Raw genomic sequence first — 15,725 nt, 5'->3', positions numbered from 1 at the left:
TCACCATCGTTCTTTTCAATTCTCATTTTAATTAAAATGTTACGTTGCACCCCAGCGTATAAACCGCAGAAACCGGGTAACCCGTAAAATTCACATTTGGTGAAAGTGAGCGGTTACCATCCTGCCCATCTATGCCAACTTCGGGGTTACCACCTTTATAACCTGTTATGAGGATGGCATTTTGCGCACTGAAATAAACCCTGAAATTTTTACTGAACCTGGTTTTAAAATTGTACCCGATGTCAATATTCTTAACCGCTAAGTACGAGTTACTTTCAACCCAGTAGGATGGGTAATAATCGCGGGCCAGGTTGGTGTTTGAAACGGTTGTAGGCAACAGCCCATCGCCGGGATTGCTTGCAGAACGCCAGCGATGAATAACAGATTCTTCCACATTAAAAACACCATCAAGGTTGGTGGTAAACTGTTTGTACATATCAAATACATGGCCGCCTACCGAACCCGCAGAGATAATGTTCATATCAAAGCTTTTGTATGAAAAATGGTTATTGAAACCAAATGTAAACTGTGCCCAGGGGTTGCCAATATTGGTTTGGTCGTTACCATCAATTACCCCATCCTTATTAATATCCTTGTACCTGATATTCCCAACCTGCTCACCATCAAAATGCGGGTATTTATCAAGCTCGGCCTGGTTCTGGAATATCCCTTCAAAAATATATCCGTAAAACTGGCCCAGGGGCAAGCCTACCTTAGTAATACTGGTAGGGTTATCATTGGCCGGCGCATCATATATATACGGGTTTGGGCCTAAACTTAATACTTTGTTGCGGTTAAAGGAGATGTTAAGATCTGTTGACCAGTTAAACGCGTGCCCAACAATATTTTTGGTGGTTAAAGTAAATTCCCATCCACGGTTGCGCACATTACCAACGTTTGTTAAAGCTGAGCCATGGCCGGATACAATAGGAATAGGGATGTATTGCAGCATTTTTTGCGTAAAACGGTTGTAGTACTCTGCAATTAAATAAATGCGGCCTTTAAGTAAAGAAAGGTCCAAACCTATATCAAGCTGGCGGGTGGTTTCCCATCCAAGTTCTTTATTTCCAATCAGGTCTGTTTCTGAAGCACCCGGAGCAAGTGCACCGCCAAATGTATAATTGGCCGCATCAACAGATGGGATATAGTCATAGTAGCCAACATTGTTGTTACCCGCGAGACCATAGCTGGCGGTAAACTTCAACTGGTCAATAGCTGCTGTTTTAGGAAAAAATGATTCATCAGAAATGCGCCAGCCGCCAGATACGGAAGGGAAAGTACCCCACCTATGCCCTGGGGCAAACCTGGATGAGCCATCACGGCGGATAGATCCGCTTAACAGGTATTTATCCTTATACGCGTAGTTCACCCTGCCAATTAAGGATAGTAAGCGCCATTCTGCATCGGTGGCGTTAGCAGTAATAATAGTTGCATTATTAACCGACCGTATGGCATCATCCGGAAACCCGGTGCCAAAGGTTAAACGATTATGGGAATTTTCCTGCTGGATAGAATAATCGCCTAATACCGTTAAAGTATGGCTACCCCATGTTTTTTTGTAGTTAATACTATTTTCGTTAAGCCAGTTAAAAACATTGCTTGAAGTAAAAGAGCCAACTGCCTTCTGTTGGTTTCCATCGCGATTAGGAACGTTGAAACCACCAAGAAAAGATGGCCTGAAATAGTCCTGCGATTTGGTTTGATAGTCGACCCCAAAAGTAGATTTAAAGTTTAAGCCCTTAAGTATTTCCCAGTCGGCATAAACATTGGAAAGTACCCTAAATTCATTGCGATTATTGGTTGTATTTACCAATTCACTTACCGGGTTAACATTTTGAAATGTACCGGGCGAACCAACAACATTGGTATATGATCCGTCGGGCTGTTTTACCGGGGTGAGCGGGCTTTCCAGGTAGGCCTGGCTTAAAGCACCCGAAATAAAATGGCCGTCTGTTTCCTGTAAGTTCCTTAAACTATAGGTAGGCGCTATACTAAGGCCAACTGTAAAATTTTTGGCTACATCGGCATCCATATTAGCCTTTAATGAATACCTTTTAAAAGCGGTGTTTATCACGGTGCCCTGCTGGTCAAAAAATCTCAAAGAGAATAACGACCGCATTTTTTCGGTACCATTGGCAATAGTAACATCGTAATTTTGCATGGGGGCAACTCGTGTTACCGCATCAAACCAGTCGGTTCCCACACCCAATGATTTAGGATTTTTGTACGCGGCGGGGATGGGGTTATTTGTGCCGTTAACCGCGTTGGCATCCTGTATTGCTTCTGTTCGCCATTGGGCAAATTCAGATGCCGTCATCATTTTAAGCTTGCTCTTAGGGAGGATGGTTTGAATACCGGTTGACGTATTTACCGTAACACTTGATTCGCCTTTTTTGGCCCTTTTGGTAGTGATGAGGATAACACCATTTGCACCACGAGAACCATATATAGCTGTAGATGCAGCATCTTTAAGCACACTGATACTTTCAATATCATCAGGATTAATAGTGCTTATGGGATTTGAATATTGATCAAAACCGGGAGAGATTGGAAACCCATCAACCACGTAAAGCGGATCATCGCCCGCGCCTACAGAACCCGCGCCACGAATGTTAACAGAAACACCGCCACCCGGGGTACCTGTAACCTGGTTTACGGTAACACCCGCAAGCTGCCCGGCAAGCTTCAGATCAATACTGGCGGCCTTTATCTCTTTGATGTTTCCCATTTTAACGGTACCTATGGCGCCGGTAACATCTTTCCGTTCCTGGTTACCGTAACCAACAACCACAACCTCGCTCATCTGCTGGTTATCTTCCTCAAGAGATATGTTAATGACGGTTCTTTTGCTAACCGGTTCTTCCCTGCTTTTAAAGCCCACAAACCTAAAAATCAATACCGCGTTATCATCAACCTGGATGCTGTATTTACCATCGCCGCCGCTTATTACACCCGTATTAGTTCCCTTAACGGTAATGTTTACACCCGGTAAAGGCTGTTTGGCATTATCCAGTACCTGCCCGGTTACAGTTATTTTATCGGGTACAACCAGCTCTTCATCTTTCTTATTTACAATGATGGTTTTATTATCAATAGTATAAGTAAAAGGCTCGTCTTTAAAGCACATGCGCAGCGCTTCATCAAGTGTGGCGTTTTTTAATGATAGGGTAACAGGTTTGGCCTGCTTAATTTCTTTGTATTTGTAAAAAAAGTAAAAGCCGCTTTGCTTTTCAATAGCGGTAAATACTTTATCAATAGCAGTATTGGTTGTGCTTAACGTTATAGTTTGCGAGTAACTTTTAGCGCTAAGCTGTAAACAGCCAATAAAAATCAGAATAACCGTTAACTTCATAGTCAAAAACAGCTTGGAGGTTAGTGTACCGGGGACATAAAATACTTTCCCCCTAAAGTTTAATTGCATAACTTTATTGCGTTTTGGGTTAATGTGTCTGTTAAGGAAACTCAGGAAAAACTTGACCCATACATTTTAACCGGGGGTATTGCAGTACCCCCGGTTTTTTTATAGGTAAGGTAGGTGTAGGGTGTTAATGGAGAGGTCTGTTTTTTTTCATAGGTAAACGATTTAATTTCAAGTGATTGTTATTAATCGATATGGTTAAGGTGATACAATTATTTTTTTGTCTTCTATTTTAAAATGGACGTGGCTAAGTTCCAGTATGTGCAATACCTGCGATAGTTTTGCGTTCCGCTCAATTTTGCCCACAAACTCATCATCGGGCATTTTCCCAGTATAAACTACCTCAATATCGTACCAGCGCGAAAGCTGTTTCATGATATCCTGGATGCCAGAGCGGTTAAATTCAAAAATGCCGTTTTTCCAGGCGACGGATCTTTCTGCATCTACATCAACAACCTGTATATTATTTCCTTTTATTATGCCCTGCTGATCTGGTTTTAACAAGCTAATCGCCGGGCCATTGGTTAATTGAACAGAACCTTCCAGTAAGGTAGTCCTTATGGCGTCCTCATCGCTATAGGCATTAATATTAAAGTGTGTACCTAATACTTTTACATTAAGCGCATTGACATTTACGGTGAATGGTTTTGATGGATTTTTGCTGACCTCAAAATAAGCTTCGCCGGTTAATTCAACATGGCGCTGGTTCCCTGTAAAAGCGGTTGGAAATTTAAGAGATGATGCCGCGTTAAGCCAAACTTTACTGCCATCGGGTAATATTACCTGGTACTGGCCGCCACGGGGCGTGGTGATGGTATTATAGCTCACAACATCGTTTGCCGGTGAATTGCTGTCGCTTTCAACCGTATAGATCAACTGCCCGTCTTTAGTTTTTTTAATATTGATGTTACCTTTTTTGGCAAGGGTGCCGATTCTTGCGGAATCGAGCACCACTTTGTCGCCGTTATCTAAGGTTAGGATTGCTCTATTTTTACCCGGATCAACATCGTGCTTAACAGCGATTTTATTTTGTGCTGTTAAGGGACTTTTGGCAGCGTGCTGAAAGCTGTAATAAACCCCTGCACTGATCAACATGACCACTATAGCAGCGGCAATATTCCGGTAGGCAAAAAGCCTGAATACTTTTGGTTGATCTTGCTTTTTTGATTGCTGAACTGCGCTTTGCAAACGCTGCAACATTTTATCTTCCAGTTGTTGCTTTACGCCAAGGATCCGTTCATCCCAATCTTCATCGGCTTGAAAACTATCAAACAGATCCATTAACAGCTGAATTTCTTCGTCAGATGCCTCCCCGCTAAGGTATTTATCAATTAACTGTTGAAATTCTCGCTTTTGCACAATCCTGGTTTTATAGGGAGAGTATAAAAATGGGGGTATCCCCTATTGGGAGTAAAAAAAAATTATGGGTTATCTCCCCCGGCAACAAACCCCGTCTAAAACACGCTACTGTGCATACACAAGTTTGTTAGCATGGCTATGATTTGGCTAAAGCCACCCGGGCTCTTTATTTACCCGTCCCATAAATGGGACGGCAATGAATTAAACCACTGTTTACCTTCAATTCTTCATTGCCGTTGGTTTCAACCAACGGATAGAAAGCATATGCAATGATGGCTTTAGCGTCAATAATCGGCATTTTATGGCAAATGCAATCTTAATTATTATACCGGTCGCGTGAAAAGATGTGTACACAAAGTAGCTACAACAAGAGGAAACTACCTAAAGAAATACGTAATTGTTTAAGTGCTTTGGTCAAATGATTTTCGACGGTTTTGGTGGAGATGTTTAGCCGTGAAGCAATTTGTTTATGACTCAGGTATTCTTCGCGACTAAGTTTATAAACTTCGCGGCATTTTTGAGGGAGGGCATTTACTGCCGAGCTTACCTGGGCTATTAGTTCTTTGTATTCGATATTTTCATAATCAACCGGTGTTTGCAGCCGATCAAAAAGCGTGTCAAAAACATCGCTGGTTGACATGCTATTGCGTACCTGCCTATACACCTCATAACGGATAGACGCATATAGGTAGGCTTTTAATGATACCGATATTTGAACGCTGCTCCTGTTATCCCAAAGCTTTATGAATAGTTCCTGGATGATATCCTCGCAGGCCTGCTCATCCTTCAAAATATGATAGGCCGATAAATATAACTGTTGCCAATATTTTTTATAAATAGCCGTTAACGCGCCATCATCGCCCGATTTTAATCGATCAATCAGTTGCACATCGCTTATGACTATTTTATCGGCCATCCTAAAAGGGGGTTAATATATCACTGCGCTAAATTTAATAAAAAAATAATTAGCGATTTACTCGTCAAATGAATCATCAATTAACTATCAATTCATTATCAACCCTTTAAATACCAAAATCAAGCCACTTTTTATAAGCGTTGCGCATACAATGCCCACAGGGGCGGTAGTTTTTTTCTATAGCCTCGGTTTCTGATACAAAAAACACCCGGTTTTTGGCTTTCATCCTTTTACCGGAGCCACAACCGAGTGTACCATATATTTTGAGTTTGGCATTACCCGCCAATTGAATTTCGCCGGTATCAAGCAGGTATTTTAGCCTCCTGCTTCTTGAAAAATTAGTATCACCCAATGCCAGGTGTTTTATCATTTAGCGTCGTGAAAAATAATGCCCATGCTGCGGCGTTCACCTTCAGTAATTTCGCCGATGCCATGTTTCATATTTACCCGGTGATACCCCTTGCTTCCCTTTGCAGGCCGGTAATTGGTGGTGAACAATACCATATCACCCTTGGCTGGCTTTAACACCATCGCTCTAGATTGTTCCCTTGGCTTTTGTTCCAGCAAAATAAATTCGCCGCCCTCATAATCCACACCCGGTTCATCCAACACAAATACCGACTGGATTGGAAAAAATACTTCACCATATAAATCCTGGTGCATGGCATTGTAGCCGCCTTTGGTATATTGTAATATAAGCGGTGTAGGGCGTAATTGTTCATGCTCATGGCAGTGCTGCAATAGTTCATCCAACGTAGTGGCAAAACGCAGCTCTTTATTCAATAATTCCATCCAGTTATTTGCTATTGGGGATAAGTGTGGGTAAATATCTTGCCGCAATTGCTGAATGAGCGCCGGCAGCGGATATTTAAAGTACTTATACTCCCCCCGCCCGTAGTGGTGCCGCTCCATCACTACGGTTTTACGGTACAAATTTCCATCAGTATATTGGGCTACCAGGCTACCACACTCATCGGCCGTTAAAACATTTTTAACCAGCGCATATCCTTTGCTATCCATTTGGGCTTTAATATCAGCCCAGTTTAAACCGTCAATTCTTTCTTTAATTTCCATAGCCATTTATATTGATACGGGTTGATTTAGCATTGCTGCTTCCCAGCCTATTATGGCCGATTTACGGGTTGAGCCCCAATGGTATTGCCCCGACTCGCCTGTGGCCCGGATGACCCTGTGGCAGGGAATCAAAAATGCTACTGGATTGGCCCCTATCGCGCTGCCCACCGCCCTGCTGGCATTGGGGAGTTGTATATTTTGCGAGATATCTCCATAACTGCATAATCCACCCATAGGTATTTTAAGCAATGCCTCCCATACCTTCAGCTGGAAACTACTGCCTTTAAGGTGCAGTTTAATAGCTGGCAATTGCGACCAATCTTTTTTAAAGATAAATAAAGCATCCTGCTGGGCCAAGTCAACCACCTGGGTATAAGTGGCATTGGGGAAGTGTTGTTTTAACTGATCAAACGCTTCGGCATGATCGTCGGCAAAAGCCATATAGCAGATCCCTTTAGGGGTTGATGCTACAATGATATTACCAAACGGACTTTGCGCAAAGCTGTAGTTGATGCTTAATTCCTTACCGCCATTTTTGTATTCGGCCGGGGTCATGCCTTCAATGTTGATAAACAGATCATGCAGCCTGCTGGTTCCTGATAGTCCGGTTTCATAAGCGGTATCAAACAAAGTGGCTTGCTTGTCTTTCAATATCCCCTTGGCATATTCCAGGCTCAGGTATTGCAAAAACTTTTTAGGGCTGATGCCTACCCAATCGGTAAACAAGCGTTGAAAATGGAAGGGGCTTAAATTTACCTTTTCGGCAACCTCATCCAAATTTGGCTGGGCTTTAAAGTTGAGTTTTATATAATTTATTGCCTCGGCAATACGCTCATAATTAATGTTTTCTTGTGTGCTCATCATGTTATTTGTTATTTACACCACAAATGTAGGCTGATAAGGAACGCTATAAAACCCGGAACTTGCTCAATAATCTGCATGGAATTTACCGCGTTAATTTTTAACAGACTACAAAGCAAACTTCAATAATTTTTATGCAATTAAAAATTCCGGCAGCTCTAAAACTCTTTAAATTATCATTCAGATATCTTACCAACTGCCTGCCGTTTAGTTATCAATAGCCCCAGGCTCAATATCAAACTTGTACCCAGCACCACTATAAAAAGCAGACCGGTGCCCACCTGTGGTATTTTCAAATTATCGGGCAGGTTGTAGTATAACAAAACGCTGATAAGCCCGCGGGGCACTATCACCAGTTCGGGCATCAGGTCGGTTTTGGATACCAGTTTGATATACAAAAAACGCACCAGGTAAATACACAACAGTATGGCTCCACCGGTTAACAACAGCGTAACATTCTGTAGTTGAAAAACATCTATAGAATACCCAAACACAATAAAAAAGAAGGTACGCATCAGGAAGGCGCTCTCGGCCGAAAGCTGGAACAGCTGTTTAATATCGTGCTGAAAGGTTGGATAGATAAATAACTTTTTGAACCAAGGAAAGGTGATCTGGTTGGCATTGTTCAGAAACAGGCCTAAAGCCAGCACAATAATCAGGGCCGACAAATGGTATGATTGCCCAACCGAATAAACCAATATCAGCAGTGAAATGATAAGAAACGACTTGATATGGTGTTTTAACCTCCCAATTAAATAAAGCAGCAACAAGCATGATATAATGGCAACCAATATGATACCCGCTAGTTCGCCCCCAAGTTTGGCAAAGGATACCACATCAATATGTGGGTTACGTACAATGAAATTAAACAAAACCACCGTAAGGATATCAGAAAACGAGGATTCGTAAATAATAAACTCCTTTTTGCTTTTGCTGAGGTTTGATGCCGAGGGGATAGCCACTGCCGAACTTACCACGCAATACGGAATAGCATTTACAAAACACAGATAAATGCTTTGATTGGTTAAATAGTGAATGATGAAGGTGATGGCTATAGCGCTTACAAGCAAAATGCTTAAAGCCGAAAAGAATGCCTTTTTGATGATGGCATTTTTATTACTGTTGTACCTTAATTCAAGAGCACCTTCAAACACGATAAGTATCAACCCCAGTGTTCCCAGCGTTGGCAGGATCAGTTTAAAATCAAACATCTTCAGTCCAAAATAGTCCACACCCTGCCTGATGCCAATGCCGAGCAGTAACAGTAAAATAACTGAGGGAATTTTTGTTTTGCCGGCTATCAGATCAAACAGGTAGGAGAAAATTACCAGTCCACTGAGTATAATCAGGGTTGTGTATGTAGTCAAATTAAGATAGCTTAATAGGGTGAATACTTAAATCAGCCTTAACGTTCAAATTGAAGTATTGTTTGTGAGGAAATAACAGGGATTAAAATTGCGGCCCTGACCGAAACCCGGGATACTGTATATTTACTTTATACAAACTCATGAATGAACCAGGCACAAATTTATAGTTTAAAGGTATGGCTCACTATGGTGGTATTTGCACCGGCCTTGCAGATGTCGTCAAACGCGATTGTGTTCAATTTAACAACCAGCACAAGAGAATATATTGTCGCTTACCCGTTATCTATGGGCATCGTATTTTTATGCACTTTACCGGTAGGGCTTCTGCTTATCTTAACTATCAGTAAATTAAGCAAAAACATTAAACCCATCCTGTTAAAACGATGGACCACATTAATTATTAGCGTATTAACTATCCTTACATTTCTGGTATGCATTGTGGCAAAAGATGCATATCCGCCCCTGGTTTTATCAATGCTCCTGTTACCTTACTCACTCCCGCTGATATTGGGTGTATGGATTTTTAAACTTGATGATGACGACGATGAAGAACTGGCATCCTGATTTATTCTATATGTAAATACATTTTGAATTTCTGTTTCCTGTTTCTTTTCCTATTATTACCTTAATTTTAACCTGCCCACCCTGCTTTGAGATCTATTTTTACGTTTCTTACCTGCTTATTGCTGCAATTGAACCTGCATGCACAAATAAAACTTACAGGCACCATTACCGATGATGCCTCAAAACATGCGCTAAGCTTCTCCTCCGTCAGCATCATAAACCTGGCCGATCAAAAAAAAATATCGACACAAACAGACGGCGAAGGCCGGTTTAAATTTGATCAGCTTAGCGTTGGTCAATACCTGCTTAGCGCATCCTTTTCAGGCTTTCAACCCTTTGAAAATAAATTAACCCTAAATGCCGATACTACTTTAAATATCGCATTGCAAGCTTCCAACACGCAGTTGGGCGAGGTGGTTATTACCGCGAGTAAGCCGGTTATCCAAAACAACCAGGAAAAGCTGGTATACAACGTATCGGCGAGTGTTACAGCAACCGGCAGCGATGCCCTCGCGGCCATTGGCAAAGTGCCCGGCATCAAAGTATCCGGCGATGACATCAGCATTGCCGGCAAAGGATTGGTGAAAGTAATGGTGAACGACAGGATCATCCAAATGGCAGGTACTGACCTGGTCCATTTTTTAAAGTCAATGTCGGCCAATCAAATTTCGAAAATCGAGCTGATCAAAAACCCTTCAGCTGCCTATGACGCCGAAGGGAACGCGGGCCTCATCAATATTACTACCAGGCACACCACCCAACATGGCTTCTCGGGCAATGTACAATTTAATGACAGGCGCTGGTTACAAAGCCCCGCAACCGTTTATGGAAACAGCAACTGGTGGTTGGCCGGCGGCAGCGCAAATCTTAATTACAACTCCGATAAGTGGTCGGCATACGGAAGTTTAAATATTGCTGCAGATCATGAACTGGAAGGTTTTGAAACGGATGTATTTTATCCTAAACAAAGCTGGATGCAAACTGATACCGGTGATTATAAAATGCATAACTATAATATTGTAGCCGGTGTTGACTATAAACTTAGCTCAAAAACCACTATCGGGATCAGTTACCTGGGCGGCCGGGAAGTTTACATCGGATCTGACAATGTAAACAATCCTATTTACAACAGGGCCGGCGGTTTAGATTCTATTTTAAGAACCTATGCAACTTATCATCCCATCGCACTCAGCAATTCGGGCAATGTGCACGCGTTGATCAAGTTTGATACTACCGGCACAAAGTTACTGCTCAACGCCGATTACTTTAATTATTACCGTACCGACCGATCTGACTTTGAGGGGAACAGCTATTTGCCCAACGGCCAGCTCATCCCGGCCTCTACAACCCGATATTACGATACCAACAAACAAAACATCAAGATATTTACCTTTAAAGCCGATGCCGATATACCAACTTCGTTCGCGAAAATAACATTGGGTACCAAGCTTAACTTTATCAATAATTACAGCAACGCGTTTTATTACGATAAGGACGCCAATGATAAGCTCAGCTACAATACTAACCTGAGTAACGAATTTCGGTATATTGAAAACACACAGGCCGCTTATGTCAATATCAACAGAGAGAAGGGCAAATGGAAATACCAGGGCGGCTTACGGGCCGAATACACAGAAACAAAAGGCCAATCGATAACCCTGAACCAAACCACTCCAAAAAAATATATTAAACTGTTTCCGTCTGTAGCACTAACCTTCCAGGCAGATACCAATAACACGTTTGGCTTTACATTTGGCAAGCGCATTAACCGCCCTACTTTCTGGAACCTGAACCCGTTTAAATCACTATTTACAGCTTATAGCTATGGCGAGGGCAATCCCTTTTTACAACCGGAATACAATAGTAATTTCGAGCTGTCGCACGTTTATAAAAGCGTACTTACCTCTTCTATATTTTTAAATATTACGGATAATGGCTTCAATAATATAGTTATTGCCAGTATTGATACCAACCTGGTGCGTACATTCCCGCTTAACTTTATAAAAACCTACCGCCTTGGTTTATCAGAAACTTTAACCCTCCACCCTGCTTCCTGGTTTGATAATAATAACCAGGTCACTTTTTACCATACAGATGCTAATTCCTCTCTATCGTATATCAAAAGCATCAAAGGCTTCGGTTTGTATATTGCCGCTAATAACACCCTTTATTTTAATGCCAATAAAACTTTTGCCGCGGCTGTAAATTTCTGGTACCAATTCCCGGAGGTTGATCATATCGGCCGATCTGAAAGATACTATAAACTGGATCTTGGGCTTACCGCCATTGCACTGAAAAAGAAACTGAATATAACTCTAAACCTCAATGATGCTTTCCACAGTAGTGCATCAGCAGTAAGCTATACGGTAAATGGCAATAATACCAGGTTTACCAATTTTCAGCTTAACAGGTTTGTACAGCTAACTCTCAGTTACCGCTTTGGTAACGAAACCAGCACCCAAAGCCGGGATACAGGTAATGAAGAAGAGCGGAATCGTATCCATTAAATTTTGATGGATGAAATTTCCGTTTTTACAGTTAACTTTTTACCTGTTATTCTTTAAAAATGCCAGTGTTAATGCCCACGCTTCATTTGATGCCGCTTCGTTGTAACTGGGGCGCTCATCGCAGTTGAAACCATGGTCGGCGTATGATATTTTTACGTTGATATAATCCTTGCCGGCCTCATCAATCGCGTCAATGATGGTGTTGACATTTTCGGTTTTGATGTGTGCATCCCTGCCTCCCCAAAAAAACAGGTGTTTGCCATGTATATCCGCAGCCATTTGGGCAACTTTATCTAAACCACCGCCATAATAAGATACTGCGGCCTTTAATGGTAATAATGCATTGGCAATAAAAGCTACCCTACCGCCCATACAATAACCTATAGCATAAACGGCATTAATATCTACGTTGGTTTGTGTACTCAACCATTGCCAGGTTGCTTCAAGATCGGCCTTAAAACCCTCATTAGTTAGTTTAGAAGTATGCGGAACTACCGTGTTAAAATCAGCATAGTCGCCTGCAAAACCTTTTGGGGCTGTACGGTGAAAAAGTTCGGGAGCAATGGCAATATAGCCTTCGCTTGCAAACCTATCCGCAACGCTCCGGATATGATGATTCACCCCAAATGCTTCCTGCAATACTATGATTGCCGGAGCAGGCTGCTTAACATCAGCGAGAAACGCGGTATAGGCAGCCATGATACCTGCATCAGCCACCGGTAGTTCTACATAGTTTTGGTGATTATTCATGATATTCACAAATTGGCTTAATATTCAAAGTTAACCCATTTTACAAAATAACAACAGGCGGGCAAGGTGCTTTAACCTCACGCTTTATGGTTATTACAGTTCTTTGCGCCCTTCACCTTTCCATCGCATCAATAATTTACAAAACACTGAGGCTGTAATGGATGTTACTTACCATATTTGTAAAAAAGCAATTTATGGCGCATCTATTCTCCCCTCTGAAAATAAAAAATATCGAACTTAAAAACCGCATCGTGGTATCACCCATGTGCGAGTATTCCAGCGAAGACGGTTTTGCTAACGACTGGCATTTTGTACACCTGGGCAGCCGCGCTATCGGCGGCGCCGCTTTAATTATTACCGAAGCCGCCGCGGTATCGCCCGAAGGACGCATTACTTTTGCCGATCTGGGGATCTACAAGGATGAGCATATCGAAAAATTAAAACAAATCACCGATTTTATGCATGCGCATGGCGCTTACGCCGGTACACAACTGGCTCATGCAGGCAGGAAAGCAAGTCACCAACAACCATGGACCGGAGGCAAACAGGTTCCTTCCGATGAGCCGAACGGATGGAAATCCTACGCGCCAAGCCCGGTAGCTTTTATCGAAAGTGAAGAAGCACCGCTGGAATTGGATAAAGCAGGAATTGAAAAAATAAAGGCCGATTTTAAGGCTGCTGCTGCAAGGGCTGTAAAAGCAGGGTTTGATGTGATAGAGTTACATGGCGCTCATGGCTACCTGATTAACGAGTTTCTATCGCCGGTAAGTAATAAACGTACTGATAACTATGGGGGCAGCTTCGAAAACCGAATCCGCTTTTTGTTAGAAGTTATTGAAAGTGTTCAGGAAACCTGGCCTAAAGAAAACCCGCTCTTTGTACGCCTTTCAACAACAGAATGGACCGAAGGCGCATGGACAGTCGATGACTCTGTAGCACTAGCCAAAATACTAAAGGATAAAGGTGTTGACCTGGTAGACTGCTCAACCGGCGGAAACATTGCAGGTGTTAAGATAGCGTTAAAACCAGGTTATCAGGTTGAATTTGCAGAGAAACTTAGAAAAGAAAGTGGTATACTTACAGGTGCTGTAGGTTTAATAACCAAATCGCACCAGGCCGATGAAATTATAAGAGAAGGTGAAGCCGACCTCATATTTTTAGCCCGCGAAATGCTGCGCGACCCGTATTTTCCGCTGCGTGCGGCGCATGAGCTGGGTCACGAGGTAAAATGGCCGGTTCAATATGAACGTGCTAAATGGTAATTCTTTGGAGCAAGGATTTTTAGATAAAGGACAAAAGACTTTTTGATTGCTTTGACAATAATCAATAACACAACAAAAACCATAAACAACAAAAACCACAAACTATGAAACGTACAGCAAACGCCCATTGGAATGGCACTTTACAAGCCGGAACCGGAGAGATCACCACTCAAAGTACCGTACTTAACAAAACTAACTATTCATTTAAAACCCGTTTTGCCGATGGCATTGGCACCAACCCCGAAGAACTTTTAGCCGCGGCCCATGCAGGTTGCTTTACTATGGCAGTTAGTGCAGCTCTTACACAAGCCGGCTTTACCCCAGGCGACCTGACAACTAACGCCATCCTTGACCTGGACATGCAGGCGCTAAGCGTTACCGGCATCCTTCTGGAGCTTAACGGAGCGGTTATTGACGGTGTTGACGAAGCTACATTCAAAGGCATTGCCGAAGGCGCAAAAGCTAATTGCATCATTTCAAAAGCACTAAGTGTGCCTATTACCCTGAGTGTTACTTACGCGTAAGTAATATCACTTGTAACAAAAAACTTTTTGTCATCCTGAACGGAGTGATGGATCTATTATGCGCCATGCTTCTTCGCCTGTAAATCGGCGAATAGTTCCTTCACTCCGTTCTGGATGACAAACCTTTTAAAACCTCATTTCAATCCAAAACTTACGAAGTTTTAAATTACTTCGTAAGTCTTTCGCCGCTTGTTACAAACCTTTTAAAATGTCAGTTCATTGAATCAACTTTCCTGACCTCATGCTTTTTCTTTATTAATTTTGTCTAAGACATCCATAACACCATCTATTACTCTCAGCACATAAAACTGCTTGCCATCTTCAATATTAACAATCCAAGCACTCTTTTCTTCAAAATCTACTTTAACAGTGGAGTTAATTTTATAATCGAAATATTTACTTTTTACAATAGTTCTGATATCGGCAGGCATCTGATTTTCGCTCCCAAAGGCCATATGATACACTAAATTGCCCTTTTTTGTAAATTCCGCCTTGTTTGACTGGTTATTCAGAATAAACCTAACCACATAATTTTTATTAGACTGAAACCATTTAGGCGCTTCAGCGCCTTTAAATAAGCTGGCGAACGAGTCTGAGACCTTTTTTGATACCTCAACTCTGGTTGCTCCACCCGAAATAGTAACTTCTTTCAGTTGGACCTGCGCAGACGCAGTGTTGACCCCTATTGCTAATATTAATCCGCTTAACAAAAAGGGAATAATTAATTTTTTCATGGTGTCTTATATTTTAATTTTTAATAAAAAGATTTTACATCAAACGCAAAACTAAATCACATTTGATGGGTTAAATAATAGTGTGTATAGATGCCGGAAATCTGGATTTATACGACAAGATTATGTGGATTGAATACGTTATTAATTGGTAAACACAGTTTATCCATCGAAATGGGTTGTTGGCTTTACTTTTTAGTTATTTGTCTAAAATCAAAGGCATTCTGTAACTATTTATCAGTTGATGCGTCATATAAGTGATTGATACAACTGTGTTTATTTTAAGTTAAGCGGGTTCTCTTTTTTTTTAATTTCTATTCTTATTAAATACAAATACATCAACACGAAAAATAATAATGAGAACATCTTTGAAGAGCCTATTTTAACTTTTG

General features: G+C 41.7%; 14 protein-coding genes. 4 read left to right on the top strand and 10 right to left on the bottom strand.

Going from position 1 to position 15,725, the window contains the following annotated elements:
- Positions 1-31: 31 nt before the first annotated feature.
- From AC1D0K_RS28110 to AC1D0K_RS28075, 8 genes are all read right to left on the bottom strand, one after another.
- A complete protein-coding gene (locus AC1D0K_RS28110; RefSeq protein ID WP_477393790.1) occupies positions 32-3,421 on the bottom strand; it encodes a TonB-dependent receptor in 3,390 nt (1,129 codons plus the stop codon).
- A 195-nt stretch (positions 3,422-3,616) separates the two neighbouring features.
- A complete protein-coding gene (locus AC1D0K_RS28105; RefSeq protein ID WP_477393788.1) occupies positions 3,617-4,777 on the bottom strand; it encodes a FecR family protein in 1,161 nt (386 codons plus the stop codon).
- A gap of 166 nt (positions 4,778-4,943) precedes the next feature.
- Positions 4,944-5,075: a hypothetical protein gene (locus AC1D0K_RS28100; protein WP_477441657.1), complete on the bottom strand. Its 132-nt coding sequence runs from the start codon at positions 5,073-5,075 to the stop codon at positions 4,944-4,946.
- Between the two features lie 63 nt (positions 5,076-5,138).
- Entirely contained in the window at positions 5,139-5,693 is a 555-nt protein-coding gene (locus tag AC1D0K_RS28095; RefSeq protein ID WP_477393786.1) for an RNA polymerase sigma-70 factor, read from the bottom strand.
- Positions 5,694-5,799: 106 nt separating this feature from the next.
- Positions 5,800-6,063 (bottom strand): Ada metal-binding domain-containing protein, encoded by a 264-nt coding sequence (locus tag AC1D0K_RS28090; RefSeq protein ID WP_477393784.1) that lies wholly within the window; start codon positions 6,061-6,063, stop codon positions 5,800-5,802.
- Complete coding sequence (locus AC1D0K_RS28085) at positions 6,060-6,767, bottom strand: 2OG-Fe(II) oxygenase (protein WP_477393782.1); 708 nt, start codon at positions 6,765-6,767, stop codon at positions 6,060-6,062. Before AC1D0K_RS28085 ends, AC1D0K_RS28090 begins: the two co-directional genes overlap by 4 nt.
- 6 nt (positions 6,768-6,773) lie before the next feature.
- A complete protein-coding gene (locus AC1D0K_RS28080; protein WP_477393812.1) occupies positions 6,774-7,628 on the bottom strand; it encodes a bifunctional helix-turn-helix domain-containing protein/methylated-DNA--[protein]-cysteine S-methyltransferase in 855 nt (284 codons plus the stop codon).
- A 176-nt stretch (positions 7,629-7,804) separates the two neighbouring features.
- Positions 7,805-8,995: a cation:proton antiporter domain-containing protein gene (locus tag AC1D0K_RS28075; protein WP_477393780.1), complete on the bottom strand. Its 1,191-nt coding sequence runs from the start codon at positions 8,993-8,995 to the stop codon at positions 7,805-7,807.
- A gap of 144 nt (positions 8,996-9,139) precedes the next feature.
- Between AC1D0K_RS28075 and AC1D0K_RS28070 the strand changes: the two genes are divergently transcribed.
- Together AC1D0K_RS28070 and AC1D0K_RS28065 are read left to right on the top strand one after the other, a co-directional pair.
- Positions 9,140-9,559, top strand: a complete 420-nt coding sequence (locus AC1D0K_RS28070) for a hypothetical protein (RefSeq protein WP_477393778.1) — start codon at positions 9,140-9,142, stop codon at positions 9,557-9,559.
- An 86-nt stretch (positions 9,560-9,645) separates the two neighbouring features.
- Positions 9,646-12,066, top strand: coding sequence for a TonB-dependent receptor (locus AC1D0K_RS28065; RefSeq protein ID WP_477393776.1), 2,421 nt, complete (start codon positions 9,646-9,648; stop codon positions 12,064-12,066).
- Positions 12,067-12,105: 39 nt separating this feature from the next.
- Here the strand turns inward: AC1D0K_RS28065 and AC1D0K_RS28060 are convergent, their stop codons facing one another.
- Positions 12,106-12,816: a dienelactone hydrolase family protein gene (locus AC1D0K_RS28060; RefSeq protein ID WP_477393774.1), complete on the bottom strand. Its 711-nt coding sequence runs from the start codon at positions 12,814-12,816 to the stop codon at positions 12,106-12,108.
- 194 nt (positions 12,817-13,010) lie between these two features.
- Here AC1D0K_RS28060 and namA point away from each other — a divergent pair, with 194 nt between their 5' ends.
- Together namA and AC1D0K_RS28050 are read left to right on the top strand one after the other, a co-directional pair.
- Positions 13,011-14,078 carry an NADPH dehydrogenase NamA gene (gene namA / locus AC1D0K_RS28055; protein ID WP_477393773.1) on the top strand — a complete coding sequence of 356 codons (1,068 nt, stop codon included), beginning with the start codon at positions 13,011-13,013 and terminating at the stop codon, positions 14,076-14,078.
- A gap of 104 nt (positions 14,079-14,182) precedes the next feature.
- Positions 14,183-14,602: an OsmC family peroxiredoxin gene (locus AC1D0K_RS28050; protein WP_295713374.1), complete on the top strand. Its 420-nt coding sequence runs from the start codon at positions 14,183-14,185 to the stop codon at positions 14,600-14,602.
- Positions 14,603-14,841: 239 nt separating this feature from the next.
- On the opposite strand, the gene AC1D0K_RS28045 is transcribed toward AC1D0K_RS28050, so the two are convergent.
- Entirely contained in the window at positions 14,842-15,336 is a 495-nt protein-coding gene (locus tag AC1D0K_RS28045; protein ID WP_477393770.1) for a hypothetical protein, read from the bottom strand.
- Between the last annotated feature and the right edge of the window lie 389 nt (positions 15,337-15,725).

Source organism: Mucilaginibacter sp. P1_A3 (assembly GCF_056406855.1).
The sequence above is the reverse complement of the archived record's forward strand: the minus strand, read 5'-3'. Positions and strand labels throughout refer to the sequence as shown.

Excerpts from the sequence above, each read along its gene's own strand:
- AC1D0K_RS28060 (WP_477393774.1), bottom strand. The coding sequence starts at position 12,816 with ATGAATAATCACCAAAACTATGTAGAACTACCGGTGGCTGATGCAGGT.
- AC1D0K_RS28045 (WP_477393770.1), bottom strand. The coding sequence starts at position 15,336 with ATGAAAAAATTAATTATTCCCTTTTTGTTAAGCGGATTAATATTAGCA.
- AC1D0K_RS28110 (WP_477393790.1), bottom strand. The coding sequence starts at position 3,421 with ATGCAATTAAACTTTAGGGGGAAAGTATTTTATGTCCCCGGTACACTA.
- AC1D0K_RS28085 (WP_477393782.1), bottom strand. The coding sequence starts at position 6,767 with ATGGAAATTAAAGAAAGAATTGACGGTTTAAACTGGGCTGATATTAAA.
- AC1D0K_RS28095 (WP_477393786.1), bottom strand. The coding sequence starts at position 5,693 with ATGGCCGATAAAATAGTCATAAGCGATGTGCAACTGATTGATCGATTA.
- AC1D0K_RS28070 (WP_477393778.1), top strand. The coding sequence starts at position 9,140 with ATGAACCAGGCACAAATTTATAGTTTAAAGGTATGGCTCACTATGGTG.
- AC1D0K_RS28100 (WP_477441657.1), bottom strand. The coding sequence starts at position 5,075 with ATGCCGATTATTGACGCTAAAGCCATCATTGCATATGCTTTCTATCCG.
- namA (WP_477393773.1), top strand. The coding sequence starts at position 13,011 with ATGGCGCATCTATTCTCCCCTCTGAAAATAAAAAATATCGAACTTAAA.
- AC1D0K_RS28080 (WP_477393812.1), bottom strand. The coding sequence starts at position 7,628 with ATGAGCACACAAGAAAACATTAATTATGAGCGTATTGCCGAGGCAATA.
- AC1D0K_RS28090 (WP_477393784.1), bottom strand. The coding sequence starts at position 6,063 with ATGATAAAACACCTGGCATTGGGTGATACTAATTTTTCAAGAAGCAGG.
- AC1D0K_RS28050 (WP_295713374.1), top strand. The coding sequence starts at position 14,183 with ATGAAACGTACAGCAAACGCCCATTGGAATGGCACTTTACAAGCCGGA.